The 24,787-nt window shown below is 61.4% G+C and carries 28 protein-coding genes; 19 read left to right on the top strand and 9 right to left on the bottom strand.

Annotated elements, in window-relative coordinates; translation table 11 throughout:
- Positions 1–69: 69 nt before the first annotated feature.
- From AC1DLT_RS19130 to AC1DLT_RS19120, 3 genes are all read left to right on the top strand, one after another.
- Positions 70–1,317 (top strand): cytochrome P450, encoded by a 1,248-nt coding sequence (locus AC1DLT_RS19130; RefSeq protein ID WP_477487782.1) that lies wholly within the window; start codon positions 70–72, stop codon positions 1,315–1,317.
- A 69-nt stretch (positions 1,318–1,386) separates the two neighbouring features.
- A complete protein-coding gene (locus AC1DLT_RS19125) occupies positions 1,387–1,665 on the top strand; it encodes a hypothetical protein (RefSeq protein ID WP_477487781.1) in 279 nt (92 codons plus the stop codon).
- Positions 1,662–2,048, top strand: a complete 387-nt coding sequence (locus tag AC1DLT_RS19120; protein ID WP_038541926.1) for a type II toxin-antitoxin system VapC family toxin — start codon at positions 1,662–1,664, stop codon at positions 2,046–2,048. Before AC1DLT_RS19125 ends, AC1DLT_RS19120 begins: the two co-directional genes overlap by 4 nt.
- 160 nt (positions 2,049–2,208) lie before the next feature.
- On the opposite strand, the gene AC1DLT_RS19115 is transcribed toward AC1DLT_RS19120, so the two are convergent.
- Positions 2,209–3,018, bottom strand: a complete 810-nt coding sequence (locus tag AC1DLT_RS19115; protein ID WP_477487780.1) for an SDR family NAD(P)-dependent oxidoreductase — start codon at positions 3,016–3,018, stop codon at positions 2,209–2,211.
- Positions 3,019–3,206: 188 nt separating this feature from the next.
- On the opposite strand from AC1DLT_RS19115, the gene AC1DLT_RS19110 reads away from it, so the two are divergent.
- Positions 3,207–3,701 (top strand): MarR family winged helix-turn-helix transcriptional regulator, encoded by a 495-nt coding sequence (locus AC1DLT_RS19110; RefSeq protein WP_477487779.1) that lies wholly within the window; start codon positions 3,207–3,209, stop codon positions 3,699–3,701.
- Here the strand turns inward: AC1DLT_RS19110 and AC1DLT_RS19105 are convergent, their stop codons facing one another.
- Together AC1DLT_RS19105 and AC1DLT_RS19100 are read right to left on the bottom strand one after the other, a co-directional pair.
- A complete protein-coding gene (locus AC1DLT_RS19105) occupies positions 3,702–4,046 on the bottom strand; it encodes a cupin domain-containing protein (RefSeq protein ID WP_477487778.1) in 345 nt (114 codons plus the stop codon).
- Positions 4,043–4,645: a TetR/AcrR family transcriptional regulator gene (locus AC1DLT_RS19100; RefSeq protein WP_247138807.1), complete on the bottom strand. Its 603-nt coding sequence runs from the start codon at positions 4,643–4,645 to the stop codon at positions 4,043–4,045. Before AC1DLT_RS19100 ends, AC1DLT_RS19105 begins: the two co-directional genes overlap by 4 nt.
- An 85-nt stretch (positions 4,646–4,730) precedes the next feature.
- On the opposite strand from AC1DLT_RS19100, the gene bdcA reads away from it, so the two are divergent.
- Positions 4,731–5,444: an SDR family oxidoreductase gene (gene bdcA / locus AC1DLT_RS19095; RefSeq protein ID WP_477487777.1), complete on the top strand. Its 714-nt coding sequence runs from the start codon at positions 4,731–4,733 to the stop codon at positions 5,442–5,444.
- A 15-nt stretch (positions 5,445–5,459) separates the two neighbouring features.
- Here bdcA and AC1DLT_RS19090 read toward each other — a convergent pair whose 3' ends face one another.
- A complete protein-coding gene (locus tag AC1DLT_RS19090) occupies positions 5,460–6,743 on the bottom strand; it encodes an O-acetylhomoserine aminocarboxypropyltransferase (RefSeq protein ID WP_038541917.1) in 1,284 nt (427 codons plus the stop codon).
- A gap of 124 nt (positions 6,744–6,867) precedes the next feature.
- Between AC1DLT_RS19090 and AC1DLT_RS19085 the strand changes: the two genes are divergently transcribed.
- The gene (locus AC1DLT_RS19085; RefSeq protein WP_477487776.1) at positions 6,868–7,305 is read left to right on the top strand and encodes a DUF6455 family protein; all 438 of its coding nucleotides are present in this window, start codon (positions 6,868–6,870) and stop codon (positions 7,303–7,305) included.
- A gap of 33 nt (positions 7,306–7,338) precedes the next feature.
- On the opposite strand, the gene AC1DLT_RS19080 is transcribed toward AC1DLT_RS19085, so the two are convergent.
- Entirely contained in the window at positions 7,339–7,767 is a 429-nt protein-coding gene (locus tag AC1DLT_RS19080; protein ID WP_038541913.1) for a CoA-binding protein, read from the bottom strand.
- A gap of 87 nt (positions 7,768–7,854) precedes the next feature.
- Here AC1DLT_RS19080 and AC1DLT_RS19075 point away from each other — a divergent pair, with 87 nt between their 5' ends.
- The 3 genes from AC1DLT_RS19075 (at position 7,855) to rpsI (ending at position 9,932) form a co-directional block, all read left to right on the top strand.
- Positions 7,855–8,205, top strand: a complete 351-nt coding sequence (locus AC1DLT_RS19075; protein ID WP_477487775.1) for a hypothetical protein — start codon at positions 7,855–7,857, stop codon at positions 8,203–8,205.
- A gap of 792 nt (positions 8,206–8,997) precedes the next feature.
- Positions 8,998–9,462, top strand: a complete 465-nt coding sequence (rplM, locus tag AC1DLT_RS19070) for a 50S ribosomal protein L13 (protein ID WP_037080613.1) — start codon at positions 8,998–9,000, stop codon at positions 9,460–9,462.
- A 2-nt stretch (positions 9,463–9,464) separates the two neighbouring features.
- A complete protein-coding gene (gene rpsI, locus AC1DLT_RS19065; RefSeq protein WP_037080614.1) occupies positions 9,465–9,932 on the top strand; it encodes a 30S ribosomal protein S9 in 468 nt (155 codons plus the stop codon).
- A gap of 66 nt (positions 9,933–9,998) precedes the next feature.
- On the opposite strand, the gene AC1DLT_RS19060 is transcribed toward rpsI, so the two are convergent.
- Positions 9,999–10,460: an Lrp/AsnC family transcriptional regulator gene (locus AC1DLT_RS19060; RefSeq protein WP_038541909.1), complete on the bottom strand. Its 462-nt coding sequence runs from the start codon at positions 10,458–10,460 to the stop codon at positions 9,999–10,001.
- A gap of 150 nt (positions 10,461–10,610) precedes the next feature.
- Here AC1DLT_RS19060 and AC1DLT_RS19055 point away from each other — a divergent pair, with 150 nt between their 5' ends.
- From AC1DLT_RS19055 to AC1DLT_RS19040, 4 genes are all read left to right on the top strand, one after another.
- The gene (locus AC1DLT_RS19055; protein ID WP_477487774.1) at positions 10,611–11,402 is read left to right on the top strand and encodes a phenylalanine 4-monooxygenase; all 792 of its coding nucleotides are present in this window, start codon (positions 10,611–10,613) and stop codon (positions 11,400–11,402) included.
- Between the two features lie 85 nt (positions 11,403–11,487).
- Positions 11,488–12,447, top strand: coding sequence for an agmatinase (speB, locus tag AC1DLT_RS19050; protein WP_477487773.1), 960 nt, complete (start codon positions 11,488–11,490; stop codon positions 12,445–12,447).
- A gap of 64 nt (positions 12,448–12,511) precedes the next feature.
- On the top strand, positions 12,512–13,444 hold the full coding sequence (gene argC, locus AC1DLT_RS19045; protein ID WP_477487772.1) for an N-acetyl-gamma-glutamyl-phosphate reductase: 933 nt from the start codon (positions 12,512–12,514) through the stop codon (positions 13,442–13,444).
- Entirely contained in the window at positions 13,444–14,295 is an 852-nt protein-coding gene (locus AC1DLT_RS19040) for an aminoglycoside phosphotransferase family protein (protein WP_477487771.1), read from the top strand. Before argC ends, AC1DLT_RS19040 begins: the two co-directional genes overlap by 1 nt.
- Here AC1DLT_RS19040 and AC1DLT_RS19035 read toward each other — a convergent pair.
- Both AC1DLT_RS19035 and AC1DLT_RS19030 read right to left on the bottom strand, forming a co-directional pair.
- Positions 14,292–14,699 carry a DoxX family protein gene (locus AC1DLT_RS19035; protein WP_038541898.1) on the bottom strand — a complete coding sequence of 136 codons (408 nt, stop codon included), beginning with the start codon at positions 14,697–14,699 and terminating at the stop codon, positions 14,292–14,294. The genes AC1DLT_RS19040 and AC1DLT_RS19035 overlap by 4 nt on opposite strands.
- A 158-nt stretch (positions 14,700–14,857) precedes the next feature.
- A complete protein-coding gene (locus AC1DLT_RS19030) occupies positions 14,858–15,958 on the bottom strand; it encodes a COX15/CtaA family protein (RefSeq protein ID WP_477487770.1) in 1,101 nt (366 codons plus the stop codon).
- 144 nt (positions 15,959–16,102) lie between these two features.
- On the opposite strand from AC1DLT_RS19030, the gene AC1DLT_RS19025 reads away from it, so the two are divergent.
- Positions 16,103–16,315 (top strand): DUF2842 domain-containing protein, encoded by a 213-nt coding sequence (locus AC1DLT_RS19025; protein WP_038541894.1) that lies wholly within the window; start codon positions 16,103–16,105, stop codon positions 16,313–16,315.
- A 119-nt stretch (positions 16,316–16,434) separates the two neighbouring features.
- On the top strand, positions 16,435–17,694 hold the full coding sequence (locus AC1DLT_RS19020) for a GNAT family N-acetyltransferase (protein ID WP_477487769.1): 1,260 nt from the start codon (positions 16,435–16,437) through the stop codon (positions 17,692–17,694).
- Here AC1DLT_RS19020 and AC1DLT_RS19015 read toward each other — a convergent pair whose 3' ends face one another.
- Entirely contained in the window at positions 17,695–19,923 is a 2,229-nt protein-coding gene (locus AC1DLT_RS19015) for a GumC family protein (RefSeq protein ID WP_477487768.1), read from the bottom strand.
- 186 nt (positions 19,924–20,109) lie between these two features.
- Between AC1DLT_RS19015 and AC1DLT_RS19010 the strand changes: the two genes are divergently transcribed.
- The 4 genes from AC1DLT_RS19010 to AC1DLT_RS18995 all read left to right on the top strand — a co-directional run bounded on the left by AC1DLT_RS19010 (position 20,110) and on the right by AC1DLT_RS18995 (position 24,783).
- Entirely contained in the window at positions 20,110–20,694 is a 585-nt protein-coding gene (locus tag AC1DLT_RS19010) for a polysaccharide biosynthesis/export family protein (RefSeq protein ID WP_038541887.1), read from the top strand.
- A 7-nt stretch (positions 20,695–20,701) separates the two neighbouring features.
- Entirely contained in the window at positions 20,702–21,862 is a 1,161-nt protein-coding gene (locus AC1DLT_RS19005; protein WP_477487767.1) for a glycosyltransferase family 4 protein, read from the top strand.
- A gap of 99 nt (positions 21,863–21,961) precedes the next feature.
- Positions 21,962–23,515 carry an undecaprenyl-phosphate glucose phosphotransferase gene (locus AC1DLT_RS19000; RefSeq protein WP_477487766.1) on the top strand — a complete coding sequence of 518 codons (1,554 nt, stop codon included), beginning with the start codon at positions 21,962–21,964 and terminating at the stop codon, positions 23,513–23,515.
- Positions 23,512–24,783 carry an O-antigen ligase family protein gene (locus tag AC1DLT_RS18995; protein WP_477487765.1) on the top strand — a complete coding sequence of 424 codons (1,272 nt, stop codon included), beginning with the start codon at positions 23,512–23,514 and terminating at the stop codon, positions 24,781–24,783. Before AC1DLT_RS19000 ends, AC1DLT_RS18995 begins: the two co-directional genes overlap by 4 nt.
- Positions 24,784–24,787 lie beyond the last annotated feature (4 nt).

The following is a 24,787-nucleotide window of genomic DNA, read 5'->3' as shown; positions in this document are numbered from 1 at the left end:
CGCGCAAGCTAGAATTGCGTCAATTCAGCCCGCTTTCCCCATCGGCTGAAATTCGCTAGGTCTTCAGACATGACCATTCCGCCCGACTTTCTCCGCATCGATCCTCAAACGCGCCGCGTCTCGCTGGACGGCCGCAACCCAGTCTTTTACGGCGACCCGAACCGCGTCTACGCCCTTCTCCACGAACATTGCCCGACTTTCTATTGGGAAGAACAGCGGCAATGGTTCTTCACCGGCTACGACCATGTGAACGGGCTGTTGCGCGACCGTCGATTCGGGCGGCAGATCCTGCATATCGCCAGCCGGGAAGAACTCGGCCTGCCCGAACCCTTGGCTCATCTCGAAAACTTCGATCTCGCCGAGCGGTATTCGCTGCTGGAGCTCGAGCCGCCTGAACACACCCGGCTTCGCACGCTCGTCAACCGTGCCTTCGTTTCGCGGCATATCGAGAGGCTCCGGCCGGAGATCGCAGAACTTGCCGAAAGGCTGATCGACGGGTTCGAGGGCCAAGGGGAGACAGAGCTGCTCTCCGCCTTCGCCGACATCATTCCGGTCACGATGATCGCAAGGATGATCGGCATCCCGGACGCGATGGGACCGCAGCTTCTCAAATGGTCACACGCCTATGTCGGCATGTACATGTTCAAGCGGAGCGCGGAGGACGAACTTGCTGCCGACCGCGCGGCCAAGGAATTTTCCGACTATGTCAAAGGCCTGATCTCTGAGCGCCGCCGGGAGCCGCGCGGAGATCTCCTCACCCACATGATCCACACGGAGCACAAGGGCCAGTATCTCACCAACGACGAACTTGTCTCGACCACCATCGTGCTGCTCAATGCCGGCCACGAGGCGACGGTGCACCAGATCGGCAATTCCGTGCGGGTGATCCTGGAGAGCGGCCTGTCCCCGGCAGAGCTTTTCCCCGACGAGGCGGCGACGGAGCGAACGGTCGAGGAAACGCTGCGCATTTGCGCACCCGTGCACATCTTCCAGCGCTGGGCGCTCGAGGATGTCGAAATCGACGGACTATCCTTCAAGCGCGGCGACAAGGTGAGCCTCATCCTCGCCGCCGCCAATCTCGATCCGAAGAAGTTCTCCGATCCGCTGGTTTTCAAGTCCGACCGGCAGGAAGCCGCAAACCTCTCCTTCGGAGCCGGCATCCATTTCTGCATCGGCGCGCCGCTTGCAAGGCTGGAACTCAATACCGTGCTGCCGATCCTGTTTCGGCGACTGCCCGGCATGCGGATCGCCACGCCGCCGGTGGTCAAGGACGTCTATCATTTCCACGGGCTCGAACGGCTGGACCTGGCCTGGTGAGTGGGAGTTTTCGACGTCGCAAATAACGCGTATATTGGCTGCTCAAAATTGACTCTGAGGACCCCGGTTTTGGACAATGAATCTAAGGAAAATCACCCCGGTACGTTGTCGCTCTTCGAGCTTTCCAATTTTCCTAGCAAGGAACAAATGGAAAAACTGGTAAGCGCTCTTGAAGCTGGGGACGTAGACGCGGCTCTCACAACATTGTTTGAAACGCGAGAAAAAACGTCTTACAGATCCGTATCGGCTAAAAGAAAGCCAGGGCGCTTGAAAGGCAAGCTCGTGGTAGGCCCCGAGTTCTTTGAACCTTTGAGCGAGGCTGAAATCAGAGAACTGACTGGCGAATGAGATATCTGCTCGACACGCATGCGCTCCTTTGGTGGCTCAACGATCATCCTGATCTTTCATCCGCAGCCCGCGAACTGATCATAGATGAAAAGAACGATATCTATGTTAGCGCAGCGTCCGCCTGGGAAATCGCCACAAAACATAAGAAGGGCAAACTGCCTACGGCAATCAGCGTCTTGCCCAACTTCTCCGAAGTTGTTCAGGAGAACGGCTTTGCCGACCTTCCCATTACAAGCGCTCATATGGTGAGGAGCGTTCTGCTACCAGGGATACATCAGGATCCGTTTGATCGGATTCTTGCGGCCCAAGCCATCATTGAAGACATGGCCTTGATCTCAATTGATGAAAAGATGGCACCACTCGGTGTGATAACCCGCTGGTGAAACGCCAAAAAATGGACCGCGGGAGGCGTTTCTGCCCCCGGCGGTGGCGATAGAGTTGCTGGCTCCGTGAGCGAGATGGCGACGTGGTGTAGCCAAGCGCGAAGGTGCCTTCGATGAGCAACTGCAGACACCTGCTGCGGCTGCCCGTCGATTGTTCTGATCAAGCCTGGGCGGCAACCCCATACCGGGTTGCCGGCTTGTTGAGCGACAGGTAGGGGCGCAGCCCGCCGCGGGCGTTCGTGTAGGCCTCATAAAGCTGCGTATCGGCAAGCGACGGCATGGTGACGAGTTCGCCGCGGTCGAGACCCACAAGCGCCGCGTCGACAAGGTCGCCCACTTCCATGACCGAGTTCGGGTCGAGATTGTCCATCGAGCCGCCGACCCGATCGAAGATTTCGGTGCGGGTATAGCCGGGCAGGACCGCCTGGATCCTGACGCCGGTGTCCTTCAATTCGGCAGCGAGGGCTTCCGTCAGGGCCAGTACGAAGGCCTTGCTGGCGGCATAGGTGCCGCTGAAGAACTCCGCGGCGAGCGCCACGGCGGAGGCGATGTTGACGATGGCGCCCTCACCCCGGGCAACGAAAGCCTGGGCGGCAGCGATTGCGAGGCGATTGGCGGCGGTGACGTTGAGGTCGACCATCTGGTCGAGATAATCCGGATCGGCCTTCAGCAGCGAGCCCTTCGGGCCGATGCCGGCATTGTTGACGAAGAGGGTGATCGAGCGGTCGTCGCGCAGGCGCTTGTCGACGGCGAGCACATCGGTACGCTGGCTGAGGTCGGCGCGCAGTACGTCCGCCTTGATGCCATGTTCGCTCGTCAACCGGCCGGCAAGCGCCTTCAGGCGATCCGCGTCGCGGGCGACGAGGACGAGATCATAGCCGCGCTTGGCGAGCTTTTCCGCATAGGTCGCGCCGATGCCCGACGATGCGCCGGTCACGAGTGCGGTTCCGAGTTTTGAATTGTTGGTCATGGTCGATTTCCTTCAGAGGTTTTTCGAGTGGTGTCGCGGCCGGTGTTTCGGCATCTGGAATTTACTGGCATATGCCACCATATATGAAAAGGAAGATTGGAGCCTGCAAGGGGCGACCATAAATTTTTATCGGAGTGGAAGGGCCAGCCAAAAGCGGGCATTGTCCCGCGACAAGATCGGAACGAGGCATGACAGACAAAGACAAACACGACAGCCAAGCGCAGAACGAAGACGGCGTCTGGCTTCATTGCAGCAATACCGCAGTGCGCCGCGCCTCACGGCATCTTGGCCAGCTCTATGAGGATGCGATGGGCGATACAGGCCTCAAGGGAACGCAGTTCTCCCTGATATCCCAGATCGCCGGATCCAACCAGCCGACCTTGAAAAATCTCGCGGAGGCGATGGTCATGGACCTCTCGGCGCTCGGCCACACGTTGAAGCCGCTGATCCGCGATGGCCTAGTGGAACTGGTGCCTGATGCGCAAGACCGCCGCGCCAAACGTGTCCGCCTGACGGAGACAGGCGCAGCCACACAGCGCGACCTCACCGCCCGCTGGCAGATTGCCCAGGACCGTTTCGACAAGGCATTCGGCAAGGAAAAGTCGGAGGAATTGCGGCGGGCGCTGGCGTTCATTTCGTCGGGCGAATTCGCGAAGGCCTTCAAGCGGGGTGAAGAAGCCTGATCAAACCCTGATCACGTAATGCTTGCCAGTCGTTTCAACGACTTCCCAGGTTCCCTTGAACCCGGGTCTGAGGATCATGCTGTCACCAGCCTTCAGATGGACCATTGCGCCGCCCTCCTCGGTGACGATCGAGTGGCCGGAGAGGATGTGGAAATATTCCCACTCCTCATAAACGATCCGCCATTTGCCGGGAGTCGCCTCCCAGATGCCGGCATAAAGCCCGCCGTCCGCCTCCTCGAAATTCCAGGTGCGGAATGTCGGGGTGCCGGAGACCAGCCGGTCCGGAGCCGGGGCGCCTTCTTCCGGCGCGATGGACGAGAGGTCGAATTTGATCCAGGCGCTCATTGTTCGATTTCCTTCAGATGATGGGAAAGCTGGTTGGAGGCGATTGCGGCCAGTGCGCGCAGGCGGTCCGTGGCCATGCCGTTGCGGGCGCTCGCCGAGAGGCCGGACATCGCCATCATGATGTAATCGGTGATGAGTTCGGCACGCTGCGGTTCACGGCCTGCGATTGCGGCGTGGATGACCTTGCGGCTCATGTCCAGCATGCGCCGGGCCTGGTCGGAGGCCTGCGGGTCAACCGTGCCTCTTGCTCCCTCGATCACCATGCAGCCGGGTGCGTCACCGCTGCCGTAGTTGTCGGCAGCCTGCCTCAGCAGTCCGGCCACGCCTTCGTCGAGCGGTCTGTCCGCTGCCAGGGCGCCTGGAACATCCAGACCTTCCCTCTCTTCGTAACGCTTCAAGGCGGCTGAGTAGAGCTCCGCCTTGCTGCCGAAAGCGGCATAAAAGCTCGGCGGATTGATGCCGATCGCCTCGGTGAGATCGGCGACGCTCAAGGCATCGTATCCCTTCGCATGGAAAAGCGCCTGGGCCTTTGCCAGTGCCTCCTCCTTGTCGAAAGCGCGGGGCCGACCGCGCGACGAGATCTTTTTTGTAGTACTCATTACAAAATCCTTGACTGCACTGATCGCTCGATTTATGTAGCGTTCATTACATTAAACCTCAAGCCTCTTTGAAGGAGACACGACAATGACTGACTTCCATGGAAAGAAAGCGCTGGTTCTGGGCGGCAGCCGCGGCATCGGGGCCGCAATCGTCCGCCGTTTCGCCGGCGATGGCGCCGACGTGACATTCACCTATGCCGGTTCGAAGGATGCCGCGGACGCTCTTGCCGTCGAGACCGGCGCCAAGGCTGTCCGGTCGGATGCGGCAGACCGCGCGGCCGTGATCAGCACGGTGCGCGAGGCCGGCCCGCTGGACATTCTGGTCATCAGCGCCGGCACGCTGGCGCTCGGCAATCCGCTGGAGATCGACGCCGACGCGGTCGACCGGATGATCGACGTCAATGTTCGCGCGCCCTACCATGCGGCCGTGGAAGCCGCCCGCAGCATGCCGGACGGCAGCCGAATCATCGTCATCGGTTCGGTCAATGGCGACCGCATGCCGTTTGCCGGCGGAGCCGCTTATGCGCTCACCAAGTCGGCAATGCAGGGCATGGCGCGCGGTCTCGCCCGCGATTTCGGCGACCGCAACATCACCGTCAACGTCATCCAGCCCGGCCCGACCTCCACCGACATGAACCCGGAAGACGGCCCGATGAGTGACTTCATGCACGGTTTCATGGCCATCAAGCGCCACGGCCGTGCGGAAGAGATCGCCGGTCTTGCCGCTTATCTCGCCGGTCCGGAAGCCGGCTTCATCACCGGCTCCCTGCAGACGATCGACGGCGGTTTTGGCGCCTAACGCCAAGACCTTCCCTCAGATCTTCGACAAGGCCTGGTCGAGGTCCGCGATGATGTCGGCGGCATCCTCGATGCCGATCGACAGGCGCACCACGTCCGGCCCGGCACCGGCGGCGATCAGCTGCTCTTCGCTCAGTTGCCGGTGGGTCGTCGAGGCCGGGTGAATGACCAGCGAACGGGTGTCGCCGATATTGGCGAGGTGGGAGAACAGCTGCAGGCCTTCCACCAGCGTCTTGCCCGCCTCGTAGCCGCCGGTGACGCCGAAGGTGAACACCGAGCCGGCGCCCTTCGGCGAATACCGCCTCTGCAGGGCGTGGTTCGGATCTTCCTCGAGGCCGGAATAACTGACCCAGGCGACCTTCGGATGCGCCTTCAGCCATTTGGCGACGGCAACGGCATTGTCGCAGTGTTTCTGCATCCTGAGCGGCAGCGTTTCGATGCCGGTCAGGATCATGAACGCGTTAAAGGGCGAAATCGCCGGTCCCATATCGCGCAGGCCCAGCACGCGGCAGGCGATGGCAAAGCCGATATTGCCGAAAGCCTGGTACAGGACGATGCCGCCATATTCGGCACGGGGCTCCGAGAGCATCGGATAATTGCCCGATTTCGACCAGTTGAAGGTGCCTCCGTCAACGATGACGCCGCCCATGGAATTGCCATGGCCGCCCATGAACTTGGTCAGCGAGTGGATGACGATGTCGGCGCCGTGCTCGAGCGGCCGGACGAGGTAGGGGGTTGCCATGGTGTTGTCGACGATCAGCGGGATGCCCCGCCGATGCGCCACCTCGGCGATCGCCGCGATATCCACGAACGTGCCGGCGGGATTGGCAAGGCTCTCGATGAAGATCGCGCGAGTGCGCTCGTCGATGCCGGCCTCGAAGCTTGCCGGATCGTCGGTATCGGCCCAGCGCACCTGCCAGTCGAAATTCCTGAACGCATTGCCGAACTGGTTGATCGAGCCGCCATAGAGTTTTCGCGCTGCGATGAAATTGTCGCCCGGCTGCATGATCGTGTGGAAGGTCAGCATCTGCGCCGCATGGCCGGAGGCGACGGCGAGCGCCGCGGTGCCGCCCTCGAGTGCCGCCACCCGCTCCTCCAGCACTGCCTGAGTCGGGTTCATGATGCGGGTGTAGATATTGCCGAACTGCTGCAGGCCGAACAGGGCGGCGGCGTGGTCCGCATCGTTGAAGACGAAAGCGGTCGTCTGGTAGATCGGCGTCACCCGCGCCCCGGTCGTCGGGTCGGGTTGCGCGCCCGCGTGCACGGCCAGCGTCGAAAACCCCGGATTGAGTGTCGGCATGTTAGTCCCTCCCCTTGAAATGGCGCATGATTGTTAGCGCTCCAACAGACCCCGGCGGTTGATCACGATCAAGGTATATCGTTCTCCGGAACCTATCCTCCGGGGAAATAGAGAGGAGTTTGCAATGGACAACACAATTCCCACCCTTGACCCCACCCCGGAAAATCTCACCGACAGGCTGAAGCGCTGGTGTTCCGTCACATGGGCAGCGATCAATGAAGCCAAGCTTCTCGCCAGCCTCGACGACGAGACCGTCAAGCTGCTGGCACAGGACAACGCGTTGTCGGAACAGGAACTGCGCGAACTGATCGCCAAAGGCCCACATGCGGCCGACGAAATGCTGGCGCTGATGAAGCTGCTCAACATCGATCCGGAAGAAGCCAGGCTGGAGGAGCCGTTGGAATTCCGCGAAATGCACGTGACCTGTGTCCACTGCGGCGAGAAGACCCGCTGCCGGCGCGAACTGGCCGACGGCAGCGCCGCCGCGGACTTCGCAAACTATTGCGGCAATGCCGAACTGCTTGACGACATGCGCAACCGGTCGGAACTGCTCGCCAAATAGCCGGACGCTCGGCGGCGAACCCAGGCGGCGGCCTCAGGCAACCAGGCGGGGATACTCGATCGCCGGGCAGCGATCCATGACAACCTTGATGCCGGCGGCTTCCGCCTTTTCGGCGGCCTTGTCGTCGCGCACGCTGAGTTGGCCCCAGATCACCTTCGGCCTGGTTTCCAGCCCGATCGCCTCGTTGATCACGCCGTCCAGATACTCGGCGGCCCGAAAGACATCGACCATATCGACCGGCTGCGGCACGTCCGCCAGCGTCCTGTAGACTGTCTGGCCGAGGATCTGCTTGCCTGCCTGGCCGGGATTGACCGGAAACACCGTATAGCCCTTGGAAAGCAGGAACCCCATGACCCGGTTGCTCGGCCTGTCGGGATTTGGAGATGCGCCGAGCAGCGCAATCGTCCTTGTGCTCTTCAGGATATCGGCGATATAGGCATTGTCGTAATGGTCATGGTTCATGACGGCGGCTCCCGCAATAGTGCGCCTCTGGCGGCGCGGTGCTTCTGCGCTATGTAAGTCCGCGTCTCGTCAAAAGGGATGAGGATCATGAAAAAAATTCTCGGCTGTCTTGCGGTCATTGCCTGCGGCACCCTCCTCTCAGGCGAGCCGGCCGCCGCGATCTCGCGCTACAATTCCACCGGCATGTCCTGCGCCGCCGTGCAGCGGGCGATCGGCCGGGAGGGCGCGGTGATCCTGCGTTACCCGTCCCGCAACAAGGCGCGGATGACACTCTATGACCGCTATGTCATCGACAGCGGCTACTGCGACGGCCATGAATTCGCCGACCGGGCGACGGTGCCGACGGCCGACACACCGAGCTGTCCCGTTCGTGCCTGCAAAAGAAGACCCGATCCAGAAGATTGTTTTCCTCTACAGGCAGGTTGCCTGAGATTTTAGTCGGCTTCCTGACTCAAAAAATCGAGAATGCTCAGCACGCGATGTTCTGCACAGGTTCGTGGAATACCCCTCTTTTGTACCTGTACATATTAGCACCATCTTATGGTTGAATTAGAAAGTGCTACTAGATTTTGCTAGGCAAATTTATTTTTCTGAACATTTGTCAGTTTTCTTTTTCTGCGGCGGATCCTCTTAAAACGTGAGTGATTGACAGCTATTCATGTGTGAAATCCGTCGTAAAACCTTCAAGAGAGCGTCTATTCTGCCATTTGTGCCCGCTCGCCATCTTTCGTTCAAGCACAATTCCAGGGTGTAGACCAGACAAGCGATACGCGGGAAAAATGGCGCAGATCGCTTTCATGTCAGCGGGTCTTTGCGAGCTTCCGACAGGGCGGCTCCTGGATGGAACTCCCGGCATGAGGATGGGTTTTCTTTCCCATCGGCACATAAGGCCAATAGCCCCCCTTCCGGACAGCAATCGCTCCCCGCTCGACGGCTACGATGAGGAGGACCAGTATTCCGGCATCAACCGCGACCGATTTTCACTCAGAAAACTGTGGTATCATATAACCACATTCATAAGTCATTGATTTTACTCAATCTATTTTTCAGCGACGCAAAACCATCACCTTGACGCTTTCGGCCTCCCTCGGTATAAGCCGCCCCAGATCGCGGACCGTTTCGGCCCGCTTTCTTTTTTGCCGGCGTCAGCCATGGCAATCCAAGCAACAAGAAACGCCCTGCATTCGAAGGTTTCGGATGTCATGGGTCCTAGAAGAAAGAGTTAAAAACATGTCAACCTTCGTTCAGAAGCCTGCAGAGGTGGTGAAGAAGTGGGTGATCATCGATGCCGAAGGCCTCGTTGTCGGTCGCCTCGCCACCATCGTCGCCAACCGGCTCCGCGGCAAGCACAAGGCCACCTTCACTCCGCACGTCGATGATGGCGACAACGTCATCATCATCAATGCGGAAAAGTGCGTCCTCACCGGCAAGAAATATTCCGACAAGACCTACTACTGGCACACCGGTTACCCGGGTGGCATCAAGGAGCGCACCGCGCGCCAGATCATCGAAGGCCGCTTTCCGGAGCGCGTTATCGAGAAGGCTGTTGAGCGCATGGTTCCCCGTGGCCCGCTCGGCCGTCGCCAGATGAAGAACCTGCGCGTCTACGCCGGTTCCAACCATCCCCATGAAGCACAGCAGCCGGTCGCCCTCGACGTGGCATCGCTGAACAGCAAGAACGTAAGGAGCGCCTGATAATGGCCGATCTTTCCTCCCTGAAGGACCTCGCGCCGGCTTCCGAAGCTGCCGCTCCGGTCTATGTCCGCAAAGTCGACAGCCTCGGCCGCTCCTACGCGACCGGCAAGCGCAAGAACGCCGTCGCCCGCGTCTGGGTCAAGGCCGGCACCGGCAAGATCACGGTCAACGGCCGTGACTTCTCGACCTACTTCGCCCGTCCCGTCCTGCAGATGATCCTGCAGCAGCCGGTTATCGCCGCTGCCCGCACCGGCCAGTTCGACATCGTCGCGACGGTTACCGGTGGCGGTCTCTCCGGCCAGGCCGGCGCTGTTCGTCACGGCGTCTCCAAGGCACTCACCTATTTCGAGCCGGGCCTTCGCGGCGTGCTCAAGAAGGGTGGCTTCCTGACCCGCGACAGCCGCGTCGTCGAGCGTAAGAAGTACGGTAAGGCAAAGGCCCGCCGCTCCTTCCAGTTCTCCAAGCGCTAATCGCTTCTGGACTTGGACTTTCAAAAGGCGGGGCTTCGGTCCCGCCTTTTTCGTTTATAGGCTTTCCTATATCGGCAGTTCGGTCGTCGATTTCAGTTCGCGCAGGACAAAGCTGGAGACCACATTGCGCACATGCGGGTTCCGCATCAGGTGGCGGGTCATGAAAGCCTCATAGGCTTCGACGTCGCGCGCCCGGATCTTCAGCATATAATCGAATGTCCCCGACAGCGCATAACACTCCATGATCTCCGGCCGGTCGCGCACGACGGTGGCAAAGGCTTCGATCGCCTCCTCGTGGTGATCCTCGAGCGTCACATGGGCGACGATGCAGAGCTTGAGGTCGAGCTTTGCCGGATCGAGAAGCGCCACTCGCTTTCGAATGACGCCCTCGGCCTCCAGTTCCTGGATCTTGCGCCAAGCGGTGCTTTGCGACATGCCGGCCTTTTCCGCCAATTCGGCGAGCGACGAACCGTCGCCTGTCTGCACGAGTTGCAGAAGCTTGCGGGCAGCCTGCAGGTTTTCTTTCATGATGGCCTCTCCTCCCGAAATATCCTCTCATTATCTACGCTCAATCTGGCAAAGCTGAAATGATTACCCGCGTTTTCGGAGATATAATGGTGACCTGACGGCCGGCGGCTGGAGCATCCGGCTTATTCCATCACCGAAGGGAGGTCGCTGATGACCAAGCAAAGCACCTATACGGCAAACCTGCCGGACGCAGACGGCGTCTATCACTACACCAGCGAAGAAGACCGGATCTGGAGCGAACTCTACCAGCGCCAAATGACGCTCTTGGCCGACAAGGCCTGCCGGGAATATCTGGACGGCGTCAAGGCACTCGGGCTGAGACCGGACAAGGTTCCGCAGCTCGGCGATGTCGACCGGCGCCTCAACGAGACGACCGGCTTCGGCGTCGAGGGCGTGCCCGCCCTTATTCCGCCATCGCGTTTCTACGAATTGCTGTCGCAGGGCAAGTTTCCGCTGGCAACCTTCATCCGCCGCCGCGAGCACATCGATTATATCGAGGAACCGGATATCTTCCACGAAGTCTTCGGCCACTGCCCGCTCCTCACCAACCGGAGTTACGCCAATTTCGTTCGCCGCTTCGGCGAAAAAGCCGTCGGGCTCGGCCGGGAATATTCCTGGCACCTGTTCCGGATATTCTGGTTCACCGTCGAGTTCGGCCTGATCGACACGCCGCAGGGGCGCCGCTGCTTCGGCGCCGGCATCGTCTCCTCTCCCAACGAGACGCGGGCCGCTATGGAAGGTGGCGAGGCCGAATTCCGGCCCTTCGATCTGATGACAGTGCTCAGGACCCCTTACCGCATCGATATCGTCCAGCCGATCTACTATGTCATCGACAGCTTCGCGCAGCTGGAATCGATCATCGAGGAGGATATCGGCGCAAGGATCAGGGAGGCCAAGGCGCTGGGGGATTTTCCGCCGGTGTTCGAAGCCAAGGCTTCCTGAACGGGAGGAATTTTGTCTCGCTCAGGCTTGCCTTGTCGGCCCTTATTGTCCAACGTTCCCGCCACGTTAACGATGGAGGGACGCCATGGCGGAAAAGTCGATCGACCATGCCTTCACTGCAAAAAGCCTGACCTCGGCCGCGTCGGATCCGACGTTTGCCGGGGCTCTGTCGTTCATGCGCCGCCGCTTTACCAAGGATCTGACGGGTGTCGATGCCGTCATCTGGGGCATCCCCTTCGATGCCGCGACCTCCAATCGGCCAGGCGCGCGGTTCGGGCCGCAGGCGATCCGGCGGGCGTCGGCGATCTTCGACAACGATCCGCAATATCCGTTCCAGCGCGATCTTTTCGCTGACATGGCCGTTATCGATTACGGCGACTGCCTGCTCGACTACGGCAACCACCAGAAGACCCCAGCCGCGATCGAGGCCCAGGCGAATGTCATCCTCGACAGCGGCGCCTTCCTGCTGACGCTCGGCGGCGACCATTATGTCACCTGGCCGCTGCTCAAGGCGCATGCCGCCAAACACGGGCCGCTGGCGCTGGTGCAGTTCGATGCACATCAGGACACGTGGCTCGACGACGATGGACGTATCGACCACGGCTCCTTCGTGGCGCGGGCGGTGCGGGCCGGCATCATAGACCCTGCCCGATCGATCCAGCTCGGCATCCGCACCCATGCGCCGGAAGATTTCGGAATCCGCCTCGTCTATGGCCATGAGGTCGAGGAGATGACGGCAGCTGAGATCGCCAGGGTTATCCTCGATCACGTCGGGCAAACGCCGACCTACCTCACCTTCGACATCGACTGCCTCGATCCGGCTTTCGCGCCGGGCACGGGCACGCCGGTCGCCGGTGGGCCTTCGAGCGCCAAGATACTCTCGGTGCTGCGCCAGCTTGGAGGCCTCGATATCCGCGGCGCCGATGTCGTCGAAGTGGCACCGGCCTACGACCATGCGGACATCACCGCCATTGCGGGGGCGACGGTTGCGATGTATATGCTCGGGCTTCGTGCGGAACGCCGCGCGAGCGCGTTAAATTTCTGAATCAACTTGCTGGTAAACTGAATCCGGCATCCAATCCAAGGCACTGATCTAACAGGATAAGACCATGACAGCGAAAATCTTCATCGATGGCGAACACGGCACCACGGGACTGCAGATCCGCACCCGCATGGCCGGCCGCCGCGACGTCGAACTGCTGTCGATCCCGGAAGCGGAACGGCGCAACGCCGCCATGCGCGAGGATCTCCTGAACAGCGCCGACGTCGCCATTCTCTGCCTGCCGGACGACGCTTCGCGGGAAGCCGTGACCATGCTTGCCGGCAACAACAAGGTGCGGGTGATCGACACCTCGACCGCCTTCCGCGTCGATCCCTCCTGGGCCTATGGCTTTGCGGAGATGGACAAGGCGCAGGCAGACAAGATCAAGGCCTCCCGGCACGTCGCCAATCCGGGCTGTTACCCGACCGGCGTGATCGGCCTGATCCGGCCGCTGCGCGCCGCCGGCATCCTGCCCGACGGTTATCCGGTAACGGTCAATGCGGTCTCCGGTTATACCGGCGGCGGTAAGCAGATGATCGCGCAGATGGAAGACCCGTCGCGCGAAGATGCGATCTCGGCCAACAATTTTCTCTATGGCCTGCCGCTCAAGCACAAGCACGTGCCGGAGATGAAGATCCACGGCCAGCTCGACCGTGCGCCGATCTTCTCGCCGTCGGTCGGCCGCTTCCCGCAGGGCATGATCGTGCAGGTGCCGCTCTTCCTCGAAGACCTCAACGACGGCGCGACGATGGAAAGTATCCACAAGGTGCTGGTCGAGCATTATGCCGGGCAGGACATCGTCACCGTCGTGCCGCTCGAAGAGAGCAAGGCGCTTGCCCGCGTCGACGCGGAAGAGCTGGTCGACACCGACACGATGAAGCTTTTCGTGTTCGGCACGCCGGGCGGTGCGCATGTCAATCTCGTGGCCTTGCTCGACAATCTCGGCAAGGGTGCCTCGGGTGCCGCCGTCCAGAACATGGACCTGATGCTTTCGGCCTGATGACCGAAGGCATTCCCTTCCCTTTTTCCTTTCCTGTCGAATGGCGGATCGAAACCGCCAGACAGATAGCCGATACCGTCGTCGGCACCGTCCTTGAAGTGACGCGCGCCGGCGGCGAGATCGATATCGTCAAGGTCCTGAAGCCCAGGGCGCTGGAAGACAGTCTTCGCGGGGCCGATTTCATGGCCTGGCGGGATGGCGTCGGCTGTATTCGGCTGATTGCGCGCTCGGGCGAGCTCCTGCTGATGGAGCATGCGGGCAAGGTGACGCTGCGCGACCATCTGGAAGCTCATGGCGACGCGGAAGCCACCCGCATCGCGGCCGAAGTCCTCATGGAGTATCACCGGCCGTCCGACATCGCTCCGCCCCCAACCATGATGCCGCTTTCCCGCTATTTCAAAAGCCTGTTCGGAAAGGCCGAAACGGACCGGCGTGACGGCATTGCCGGCCCCTTTATCGAGGCGGCGGAAATGGCGGAGACGCTGATCGCCGATCAGCGGGACATCAAGCCGCTGCATGGCGACCTGCATCACGAAAACATCATGCTTGGCCCGCGCGGTTGGTTGATCATCGATCCGGCCGGATTGATCGGTGATGCCGCGATGGACGTCGCCAACATGTTTTCCAATCCGCTCGACCGCTTCGACCTCACCCGCAGCGAAGAACGCATTGCCTCCATGGCTGCCGTCTTCGCTGAGACGCTCAGCCGCGATGTTCGCGCTATTCTGCGTTATGCCTTCGCCTATGGCTGTCTCTCGGCCGCATGGCATGAAGAAGACGGCAATGCGAAAGACCGCGACGCCGAGCTTGCCGTCGCCGCCGCGGTCCACAGTGTGCTGCAACAGGCTTAAGCGAGCGTCCGCTTCAAACCCAGATGGACGGCGAGCTTTTCGCCCGGGCCATGCACGGCGGCGAAGAGCAGGCCGGCCAGGAAGGTGAAGTGATCGACGAAAAAGCCGAACTCCGCCTGGTTGGCTTGCCAATGGCTGGGGCCATGGAAAGCGAAGGCCAGGAAGATGACGTAGGCGCCGGCAAGCAGCGCCGCTTCGGAGAAGAAGGCGCCGGTCAGGAATGCGAGAGCCAGCCCCACCTCGAAGATCGCCGCGATCCAGGCGAGGAACAGCGGGAACGGAAACCCGGCGCCCGAAATGAACCCTGCGGTCGCCTGCATATCGAGAAACTTGAACGTCGTCGCCATAACGAACACGCTGCCGAAGATCAGCCTTGCGACGAGAATTGCGATTGTCTTTGCCATAACCCTACCCTCTCCTTGGCCGAAGCCGATTGAACTATGTCCCAAGGACGGGCGACGGTCACCGCTTCCGACACGAGGCCGAAAATTTTTCTCTGAGAAACGACAGGCGGAAGTCGATCCACCTGCCTAGGCAAGGTTTCCATTCGATAGATCGCAGATCAGGTCCGCGTAACGATCGCGGTCTCCGGGGGATATTCGCCGGCGAAACCGCGCCAATGGGCGACAGCAAAGCCGAGTACGATCAGGGCGACGGCCTGGTGCGTCAGCGCCAGATCGAGCGGCACCTGCATGACGAGCGTCGAAATGCCGATGACGGCTTGTAGCGTCACCAGCCCGAACAGCAGAACGGAACGACGGGCATGGGTCGAGCCGGGAGCCAGGCGAAGCGAGATGATCATGTGCACGAGGGTGGCAGCCCACAAAAGGTAGGCGCCGCAGCGGTGCGCGAACTGTACCGTCTTCGGGTTCTCGAACAGATTGATCCACCAGGGCTGTTGGACAAAGAGATCGCTCGGGATCAGCGCATCATCCATTAGCGGCCAGGTATTGTAGGAAAGGCCAGCATCGAGCCCCGCCACCAGCGCGCCAAGATAGATCTGGAAGAGGACCAGGAAGGCGACGCCGCCGGCTGCCCATTTGGACCTTGCCGTCGGCGGAAGGTCACGGCTATGCGGCGAAAGCCCGCGCATGATCCAGATACAGGCGGCGAAGATCAGACAGGCGATGACGAGGTGCGTCGCGAGCCGGTATTGCGAGACGCTGACCAGCTTGGTGAGGCCGGAAGACACCATCCACCAGCCAATGAACCCCTGGAAACCGCCGAGCGCCAGAAGGCCGACCAACGGACCGCGCAAGCGCTTTTCGATACGGCCGGTGAGCCAGAAGAAGATCAGCGGCAGGGCGAAGACCATGCCGATCGAGCGGGCGAGGAACCGGTGCGCCCACTCCCACCAGAAGATCGACTTGAACTCGTCGACCGTCATGTCCCGGTTGATCTCTTGGTATTGCGGAATGCGCTGGTAGAGGCGGAATTCCTCGTCCCATTCCGCGGCCGACAGCGGCGGGATGACGCCGTGGATCGGCTTCCACTCAGTGATCGACAGTCCGGAATCGGTGAGCCGTGTCGCGCCGCCCACGAGAACCAGACAGAACAGCGTGAAGACGACGACGCCAAGCCAGATGCGCACGGCCTTGCGGTCACGCTCGCGGCGCTTGGTGTGGTTCAGGACATCGATGATCACAGCATCGGTTACCGACATGGGTGTGCTCCTGTCGCTCAAGCCAAAAGGACGCGGGTGCGGGCTAAGCATCCATCAAGCATTTCGCGTTGCTTTGCCCCATCAACCCATGCAAAACAAGCCCCGGCGCTTTGCGGCATGCGGTCGCGGATAGGAGAAGACGTCTTGGTCCCGCGTTTGAGAAGTTTCATCGGCACGATCCTGATCATCATCCTGGTGATCGTTTATGCGCTTGCCGCCACGACTTTCGCCATGCTGCTGCTCGCCACTTCACCCTGGTGGGTGCATTTCCTCTACTTCCTGATCAGCGGCCTCCTTTGGATCCTGCCCGCCATGCTGATCATCAAATGGATGGCCGGGCCGAAGCCCAAGGAATAGGCGGCTTTACCCCCGGTTAACCAGTGGCAGCGGTTTCGCGCGGCTTTCGCTCATCGGTAAACCGATTCTTGGCGCCCTCCCCTTATGTTGCCGGCAGAACGGCATCAGCGGGCGAGGCCATGCAGCAGCGGAAGATCCAACACGAAGAGCAGATCAAGGATGCGGATCCTCTCGGAACCGATAACCGGACGATACGATTGTCCGAGCTCACCCTCGTTTCGACCAACGATCTCCGGTCCGTTGAAGCCGAGTGGCGGCGCCTCGAACGGCTTTCCAAGAACTCCCTGCATCAGAGTTTCGACTGGTGTCTTGCCTGGGTCCAGGCGCATCATAGCGAACTTGCGATCATCCAGGGCATTGTCGATGGCCGCACGCTTTTCATCCTGCCGCTCGAAGTCATACCGGAACGCCGCGCCCGGATCGCCCGTCTGCTCGGCCACCGGTTCAACAACGTCAATACCGGCCTCTTCGATGCCGAACTCGCCGCACCCGATGCGGAAGAACTGCAGAACTTCGCCTATGGCATAAGGCTCGCACTCTCCGACAAGGCAGACCTGGTCGTTCTCGATAATATCCCGCTTGTCTGGCGGGGCATACAGCATCCGCTGTCCGCGCTTGCTTCGATCGAAAACCAGAACCATTCCTTCCAGTTGCCGCTCTTTCAGAATTTCGAGGCGACGCTTGCGCAACTCAATGCGAAAAGCCGCCGCAAGAAATTCCGCTCGCAGAGCCGCAAGATCGAGGCGATCGGCGGTTATGACCATTTCATCCCGACGGACCCCGCCGAAAAACATGCCCTGCTCGATATCTTCTTCCGCCAGAAAGGCGAGCGGCTGAGACTGTTCGGCCTGCCGGACGTCTTTCAATTTCCCGGTATCCAGGACTTCTTCCACCACCTGATGGACGTTCCGGTCAAGGGGACAGATACGCCGCTGACGCTGCATGCCATTCGGCTGCGCGGCGAACACGAAGGGCACATCGCGGCGATTGCCGGCCTGTCGCGCAAGGGCGACCATGTCATCTGCCAGTTCAGCTCGATCGACGAGACGATCTGCCCGGAGGCGAGCCCCGGCGAATTGCTGTTCTGGCTGATGATCGAGCAGTCCTGCCGGGAGGGCGCTTCGGTGTTCGATTTCGGCGTCGGCGACCAGCCCTACAAGCGCAACTGGTGTACCCAGGAAACGGTGCAGTACGACATCCTGCTGCCGCTCACCTGGAAGGGTTCGCTGATGCGGCCGCTTTTGATCGGAGTGACCAAGGCAAAGGCTGCGATAAAGCGTAATCCGCACGTCTATGCGTTGGTGCAGCGGTGGCGGTCCCGCCGGTGCCCGAAAGCGCCGGAAGCTCCCGCCTCCGACACGGAACCAGCAGCCGAATAATCAGGCAGCGCGGCGTTTTCCGGGACGTGGCGAATGCCGGTCGGCGGTCTGCGCCATGACCAGCAGATTGCCATAGCCGGCCGCTTCGAAATCCGTCACCAGTTCGGCGACTTCCTCATCCTTGAAACCCGGAACCGACAGGACGATCTCGGCCATCGCATTGCGGGTCAGACGCGAGATGCCGGCGATCTCGGCGGGACCGCATTCGATCAGCACCAGGTCATAGGCATCCGCCAGCGCATCTATGATCATCGACAGGCGATCGACGCCGCGCATGGCACGCGCCGGATCCGAAGCGCCGTGCGGGATGATATGGGCGTCGGAAAACCGGTCCGGATGGATCGCATCGCCGAAGGCGGTTTCGCCGCACAGAAGGTCGGTAATGCCGGGCAGTTTCGGATTTTCCACCATCATCTGCGTCGGGGCAGCGGAACCGGTCATGTCGACCAGCACGACGGTGCGGCCGCGCTCGGCGAGCTCGCGGGCGAGCATGACGGTCGCAGTCGAGCCCTCGTCGCCACCCGGTGAAATGCCGATCGCCACAGGCACGTCGTGGCGCTGCAGGTAATGCGCGACGGAGCCGATCGTGAAGCCGCGATCGTCGACTTCCGCTACGGCACCCTCTGCCTCACTCTCCTTCTCGGAGAGCGATTGTTCGGCAATCTTGGCATAGGCGAGCGCTGCCGCATTCCTCGCGTCTTCATGGGCCGGTTCCGGCCGGTCGAAACGTGCCGCCTCCGCCTGCATCTGGTGGACCGGCAGCGGAGCGGCAGCAGCGGGAGCGGATGCGGCGGGTTCCAGGATGATGTCGTCTTCGACATCACGAACGCCGGAGGGGCGCAATGCGCGGCCGGAGAAGAGCTCGACGACGATGACGATCAGGCAGCCGAAGATGAAGGTGGCGAGCGATACCACGATGACGATCGGGATTATCTTCGGGAAATAGGGTTCCGACGGTTCGACGGCTTTCGAGACGATACGGGCATCCGCCGGGCTCGAATTGCCCTCGAGGCGGGAACTCGCTTCGCGGTAACGGGCAAGATAGGTTTCGAGAAGCTGGCGCTGGGCGGCGGCCTCGCGTTCCAGCGCGCGCAGGCCCACTTCCTCTTCGCCAGCCTTGGCGGAATCAGCCTTCAAGCCGTTGAGCTGCCCCATCAACTGGCGTTCGCGGATGCGCGACATTTCGGCTTCATTGTCGAGGCTCGCGAGAATCTTCTTGGTCTCGCTCTCGATCTGCTGGCGGATGCCGGAAAGCTGGCCGCGCAGTCCCTTCAGCCGCGGATGGCCTTCGAGCAGCGAGGTCGAGGAGTCGGCAATCTGCGCCTGCAGGTTGGCTTCCGCTTCCTTCAGCCGCTGGATGACCTGCGAACCGACGACATCGCTTAGCGTATCGGAAGCGCGACCGGCCTTCAGGGCCGTGCGGACGTTTTCGGCGCGCGCCTCGGCATTCGCCCGCTCGCCGCGGATACGGGCAAGTTCGGTCGAAATGTCGTTGAGCTGCTGGGTCGAGAAGCTGTTGGTCTCGGTGGTCTGGAACAGGCCGTTGGAAGAGCGGTAGTTGGCAACCTTCTTCTCCGCCTCCTTGACCTTGCTGGTCAGGCTGGCGATTTCCGGCTCCAGCCATTTGGCGGTCTCGGAATGGGTGTCGAGCTTGGCACCGCTCTGGATCTGAAGGTAGGCCTGCGCCATCCGGTTCGGGATCTCGGCTGCGAGCTTCGGATCGCGTGAGGAAAACTCGATGGCAATGACGCGCGAATTCTCGACGGCATAGACATTCAGCTTGTCGCGGAATTCCTTGATCACCCTGTCTTCCGGGTCGAGTTTCATCGGATCCTGCTTCAGGCCGATCAGGACCAGCGGGTCGGGAAGGAAGGACTGGGCGGCCGGATCGAATTCCTTGAGCTTGGCGAGGTTGAGGTCGCGGGCGACCCGCTTGATGAGATCGGTCGACTGCAGAAGCTGCGCCTGGCTGGTGATGTTGAGCGAGTCGAGCAGCGGGTCGTTGGCCTGCGCTGCGGCATCCCCTCCCGAAAGGTTGGGCGAGCGGGATTCGATCAGCATCCGCGTCTCGCTCTTATAGCTGGGCTTCATCAGGCTGGTGCCGACCAGTGCGACCGCCGCCGCAACGATCGTTGCGGCCAATATCCTGGCCTTGCGTTCCCAGACCGCCGAGATGACCCGCCCGAGGTCGATATCCACGTCCTGATTGCCACCGTTTACGCCTGACATGATACGCTCCAACTGATCGGTTTCGGCGAAGAGTAAAGGATCATGGTAACGCGAGGGTTAATGGCCAAGTACAGCGTCGGGGTTCCAAGAAAATCCCCAAATTCCCGGCCTCTTTACCGGGCATTAACCCTAACGGATCGATAACGGGGGCAGATGGTATGAACAGCCGGAGCCTCGAACGCGGAAATGTCCTTCGCCCCCTTCAATCGCGTGATGGCCAAACATGTGCTGGCGTTAGCGCTCGCTGCGACGGCGCTTGCCGGCTGCACGAGCTACGCGCCCGCCCCGAAAAGTTTCCAGCAGGCAACCGTCCAGCCCTACAGGCTCGACAGCGGTGACCGACTGCGCGTCAGCGTCTTCGAGCAACCAGGCCTCACCAATACCTATACGGTCGACCAGGCCGGTTACATCGCCTTCCCGCTGATCGGCCAGGTGGTCGCCCGCGGCCAGACGCTGCCAGCGCTGGAAGGCTCGATCGCTTCCCGTCTCAAGCAGGGCTATCTGCGCGATCCGGATGTCACAGCCGAGATCGATCGCTACCGTCCCGTCTTCGTCATGGGCGAAGTCGGCCGGCCGGGGCAATATTCCTACGTGCCGGGGATGACTGCCCAGAACGCGATCGCGATCGCTGGCGGCTTCACCTCGCGCGGCAATCAGCGCGACGTCGACGTCACCCGCAAGATCAACGGCCAGGTGATTACCGGCCGCACCGTCATCTCTTCCACGGTGCTTGCCGGCGACACGATCTACGTCCGCGAGCGGCTGTTCTGACCGGTCCATGGCGGATAGCGCTCCCTTGCGGATACTCCACTGCTTCAGGTCGCCCGTCGGCGGGATCTTCCGCCATGTGCGCGATCTGGTCGAGGAGCACCGGGCGGCCGGCCACGAAGTCGGCATCCTGTGCGACAGCTCGACCGGTGGAGCGCATGAGGATCGTCTCTTCAACAGTATCAGGCCGCATCTTTCGCTCGGCCTCACCCGTATTCCGATGCGCCGCGCAATTGCGCCCTCCGACTTCGTCGCGATCTACAAGAGTTACAGATATATCAAGAGCTTGCAGCCGGACATTTTGCACGGGCACGGCGCCAAGGGTGGCGCCATTGCCCGGCTGATCGGCTCAGCCCTGCGGGTCAACAGGTATCGCGTAGCCCGCCTCTATTCGCCGCATGGCGGCAGCCTGCATTTCAGCCGGTCCAGCCTTTCCGGCCAGGCCGTGCTGCGGCTGGAACGCTTCCAGGAGCATTTCGGGGACGCGCTGGTGTTCGTCTGCGACTACGAACGGCGCACCTACGAGGCCAAGGTCGGCAAGCCGCGAAAAGTCTCCCGGGTGATCTACAACGGTATCAAGGACGCCGAGTTCGAAACCATCGGCGCCGACCACGGGGCACCGCATTTCCTCTATATCGGCATGCTGCGCGACCTCAAGGGACCGGATGTGTTCATCGACGCCTTCGCCCGCACCGAAAGGGCGGTCGGTCATCCGCTTTCGGCGCTGATGGTCGGCGACGGCCCTGATCGCGACCGCTATGAGGCGATGATGGCCGAGCGCGGGCTTGGCCGGCGCATCCAGATGAAGCCGGCCATGCCGGCGCGCGACGCGTTCGCCATGGCGAAGATCGTCGTCGTCCCATCCCGTGCCGAAGCGATGCCCTATATTGTGCTCGAGGCGCTGGCGGCCGGCAAGCCGGTGATCGCCTCCCGGGTCGGCGGCATTCCGGAAGTGCTCGGCGAGGCGAGTGCTGCCCTTGCCATCCCCGGCGATGCCGATGATCTCGCCCGCGTCATGACGCAAGCGGTCACGACGCCCGGCTGGCAGGATGCGGTGATGCCGAAACCGGAGGCCTTCAAGGCGGTGTTTTCCGCGTCGGTCATGGCCCGCGAAATGCTCGGCCTGTATCAAGATCTGACAGGTTCGAGACCGGATTCGGGGCGCGGCTAAAGGCTTCCTTCACCTCTTTTTGGTATGCGTTTCCCATTGCTTCCAGCGTTACCGGGGCTTCCAGCGCCGCCGGCCCCGGAAGGCCAAAGGGATCGGTCCATGAACCAGCCGAACAAGTCCGAGCAGTTCGATGTCGAAAGCCTTCGCAAGAAGGTTTCGGAACTCCGAGCTGCCGACGAAAAGCATGATCCGGTGAACGCCACGGTGCTCAATCCGTTTGCGCGCCAGATCGCAGAGCAGTTCCGCAACGACAGCTATTCGCCGACGATGCTGATCGGCCAGTTCCGGTTGTTCGAGCTGCTGGCCATGCTCGGGATCGGCCTTGGCGTCGGGGCGCTTTTCGCGCCGATCGACCTCACCGGCTTTTTCGCCCGCTTCGCCCTCGTCGCCTGGGGCTCGACACTTACGGTCCTGCTTCTGCAGGTGGCCGATACCTACCAGATCCCCTCGCTGCGTGGCGCCTCGCGCACCGCCAAACGTGTTTTCGTCTGCTGGACGATCGGTTTTCTGCTGACGGCATCGACCCTTTTCCTCGTCGAACACGAACCCTATCCGCTTGCCGGCTTTGTCGCCTGGTTCGTCGCCAGCGCCGCGTTCCTCTTCCTCGAACGGCAGCTCACCGCCTTTGCCATCCGCCACTGGGGGCGCAATGGCGTGATGGAGCGCCGCGCCATCATCGTCGGCGGCGGTGAACCGGCCAAGCAGCTCGTCCGCCAGTTGGAACAGCAACCCGACAACGACATCCGCATCTGCGGCATTTTCGACGATCGCAACAGCGAACGCTCGCCGACCGTCGTCGCCGGCTATCCGAAGCTTGGGACCTTCGCCGAGCTTATCGAATTCGCCCGCCTTGCCCGCATCGACATGCTGATCATCGCGCTGCCTGCAACGGCCGAGGCCCGCATCCTGCAGCTGCTGCGCAAGCTCTGGGTGCTGCCAGTCGATATTCGCCTTGCCGCCCACGCCAATCGCCTGCGTTTCCGCCCCCGCTCGTATTCGCATGTGGGCGCGGTGCCGATGTTCGACATTTTCGACAAGCCGATCCGCGACTGGGACTCGGTCGCCAAGCGCGTCTTCGACATCGTCTTTTCGGTTGTCGGCCTCCTTCTCACCTGGCCGATCATGCTGGCTGCGGCAATCGCCGTGAAGGCGACCTCGAAGGGGCCTGTCCTGTTTCGCCAGAAGCGCCACGGCTTCAACAACGAGATCATCGACGTCCTGAAGTTCCGTTCGATGTACACCGATCTCGGCGACCAGACGGCGGTCAAGGCGGTCACCAAGGGCGACCCGCGCGTCACCCCGGTCGGTCGCTTCCTGCGCAAATCCTCGATCGATGAACTGCCGCAGCTGTTCAACGTGCTGCGCGGCCAGCTTTCGCTCGTCGGACCGCGCCCACATGCGGTGCTCGCCCAGACGGGGACGCGCAAATATGTCGACGTAGTCGAGAGCTATTTCGCCCGCCACCGCGTCAAGCCGGGCGTCACCGGCTGGGCGCAGATCAACGGCTTGCGTGGCGAACTCGACAGCGACGAGAAGATCCGTGCCCGCACGGCCTACGACCTCGATTATATCGAGAACTGGTCGCTGCTCTTCGACCTCAAGATCCTGTTCCTGACGCCGATCCGGCTGCTCAACACGGACAATGCCTATTGAGCACGCTCGACTATAACCGCGCAGGCGGCCACCCGGTGGGTTTCGACAGTCGGCTGGCGGCCGTAAAGCTTGCCGGTTCCGGCCTGATCGCTTTTGGCGTCTTCCTTTCCGGCTTCGTCATTTCCGAGCCTGCGCCTTACGAACTGATCATGGTGATCCAGATCGGCATCTGGTTCCTGCTCGGCCTGAAGATATCGCGTACCGTCGGACCGCTTCTGGTGATGATGCTGACGTTCAACATGAGCGGCCTGTTCTCCATGTTCGTCATGAAGGACATGAGCGAGGCGCCGATGTATTTCGCCGTCTCCACCTTCCTGGCGCTGAGTTCGGTCTTTTATGCGGCGATCATCGAGAACGACCATCGGCGCCTGAACCTGATCTTCAAGGCCTGGGTCATCGCTGCAATCATCACCTCGCTGCTCGGCGTTCTCGGCTATTTCAACGCCTTTCCGGGCTCGCATGTCTTCACCCGCTACAATCGCGCCATGGGTGCCTTCCAGGACCCGAATGTCTTCGGCCCCTATCTCGTCGCCCCCCTCCTCTACCTCCTCTACCGGTTGCTGACCGGACCGCTGATAAAAGCGCCGCTGCTCATCGCCGGCATCCTCGTCCTGGCGCTCGGCATCTTCCTCTCCTTCTCGCGCGCCGCCTGGGGCCTTCTCATATTTGCCGGCGTCGCTCTGGTGATCGTCATGCTCCTCAAGGAGCGCACGACCGCCTTCCGGTTCAAGATCCTGGCGATCGCTGGAGGTGCTGCGATCTTTCTTGTCCTGGCGCTGGCGATCGCGCTGCAGTTCCCGCAGGTCTCCGACCTGTTCACCAACCGCGCCAAGCTGGTGCAGGACTATGACGGCGCCCGCCTTGGCCGTTTCGAGCGCCATAAGATCGGCTTCCTGATGGCCATGGAACGGCCGCTCGGGCTGGGGCCGATGGCCTTCGGCAAGATCTTCGGCGAGGACGAACACAATATCTGGCTGAAGACGCTGACCACCTATGGCTGGCTCGGCGCGATCACCTATCAGATCATGATCTGGTCGACGCTGTGGTTCGGCTTCCGCTACATGCTGCGCGAACGCCCGTGGCAGGCCTATCTGATGATCGCCTGGGTGATGATATTGGGCCATGCGATCATCGGCAACGTCATCGACACCGACCACTGGCGGCATTTCTACCTCCTGCTCGGCATCGTCTGGGGCTGCGTGGCGCTGGAACATCGTTTCATCCGATCGCAGCGACGATCCCGCTCTGCGGCCGACAACGCCGCTTGACTTC

The sequence above is a fragment of the Neorhizobium sp. 05N33 genome (genome assembly GCF_056397445.1).
The sequence above is the reverse complement of the archived record's forward strand: the minus strand, read 5'-3'. Positions and strand labels throughout refer to the sequence as shown.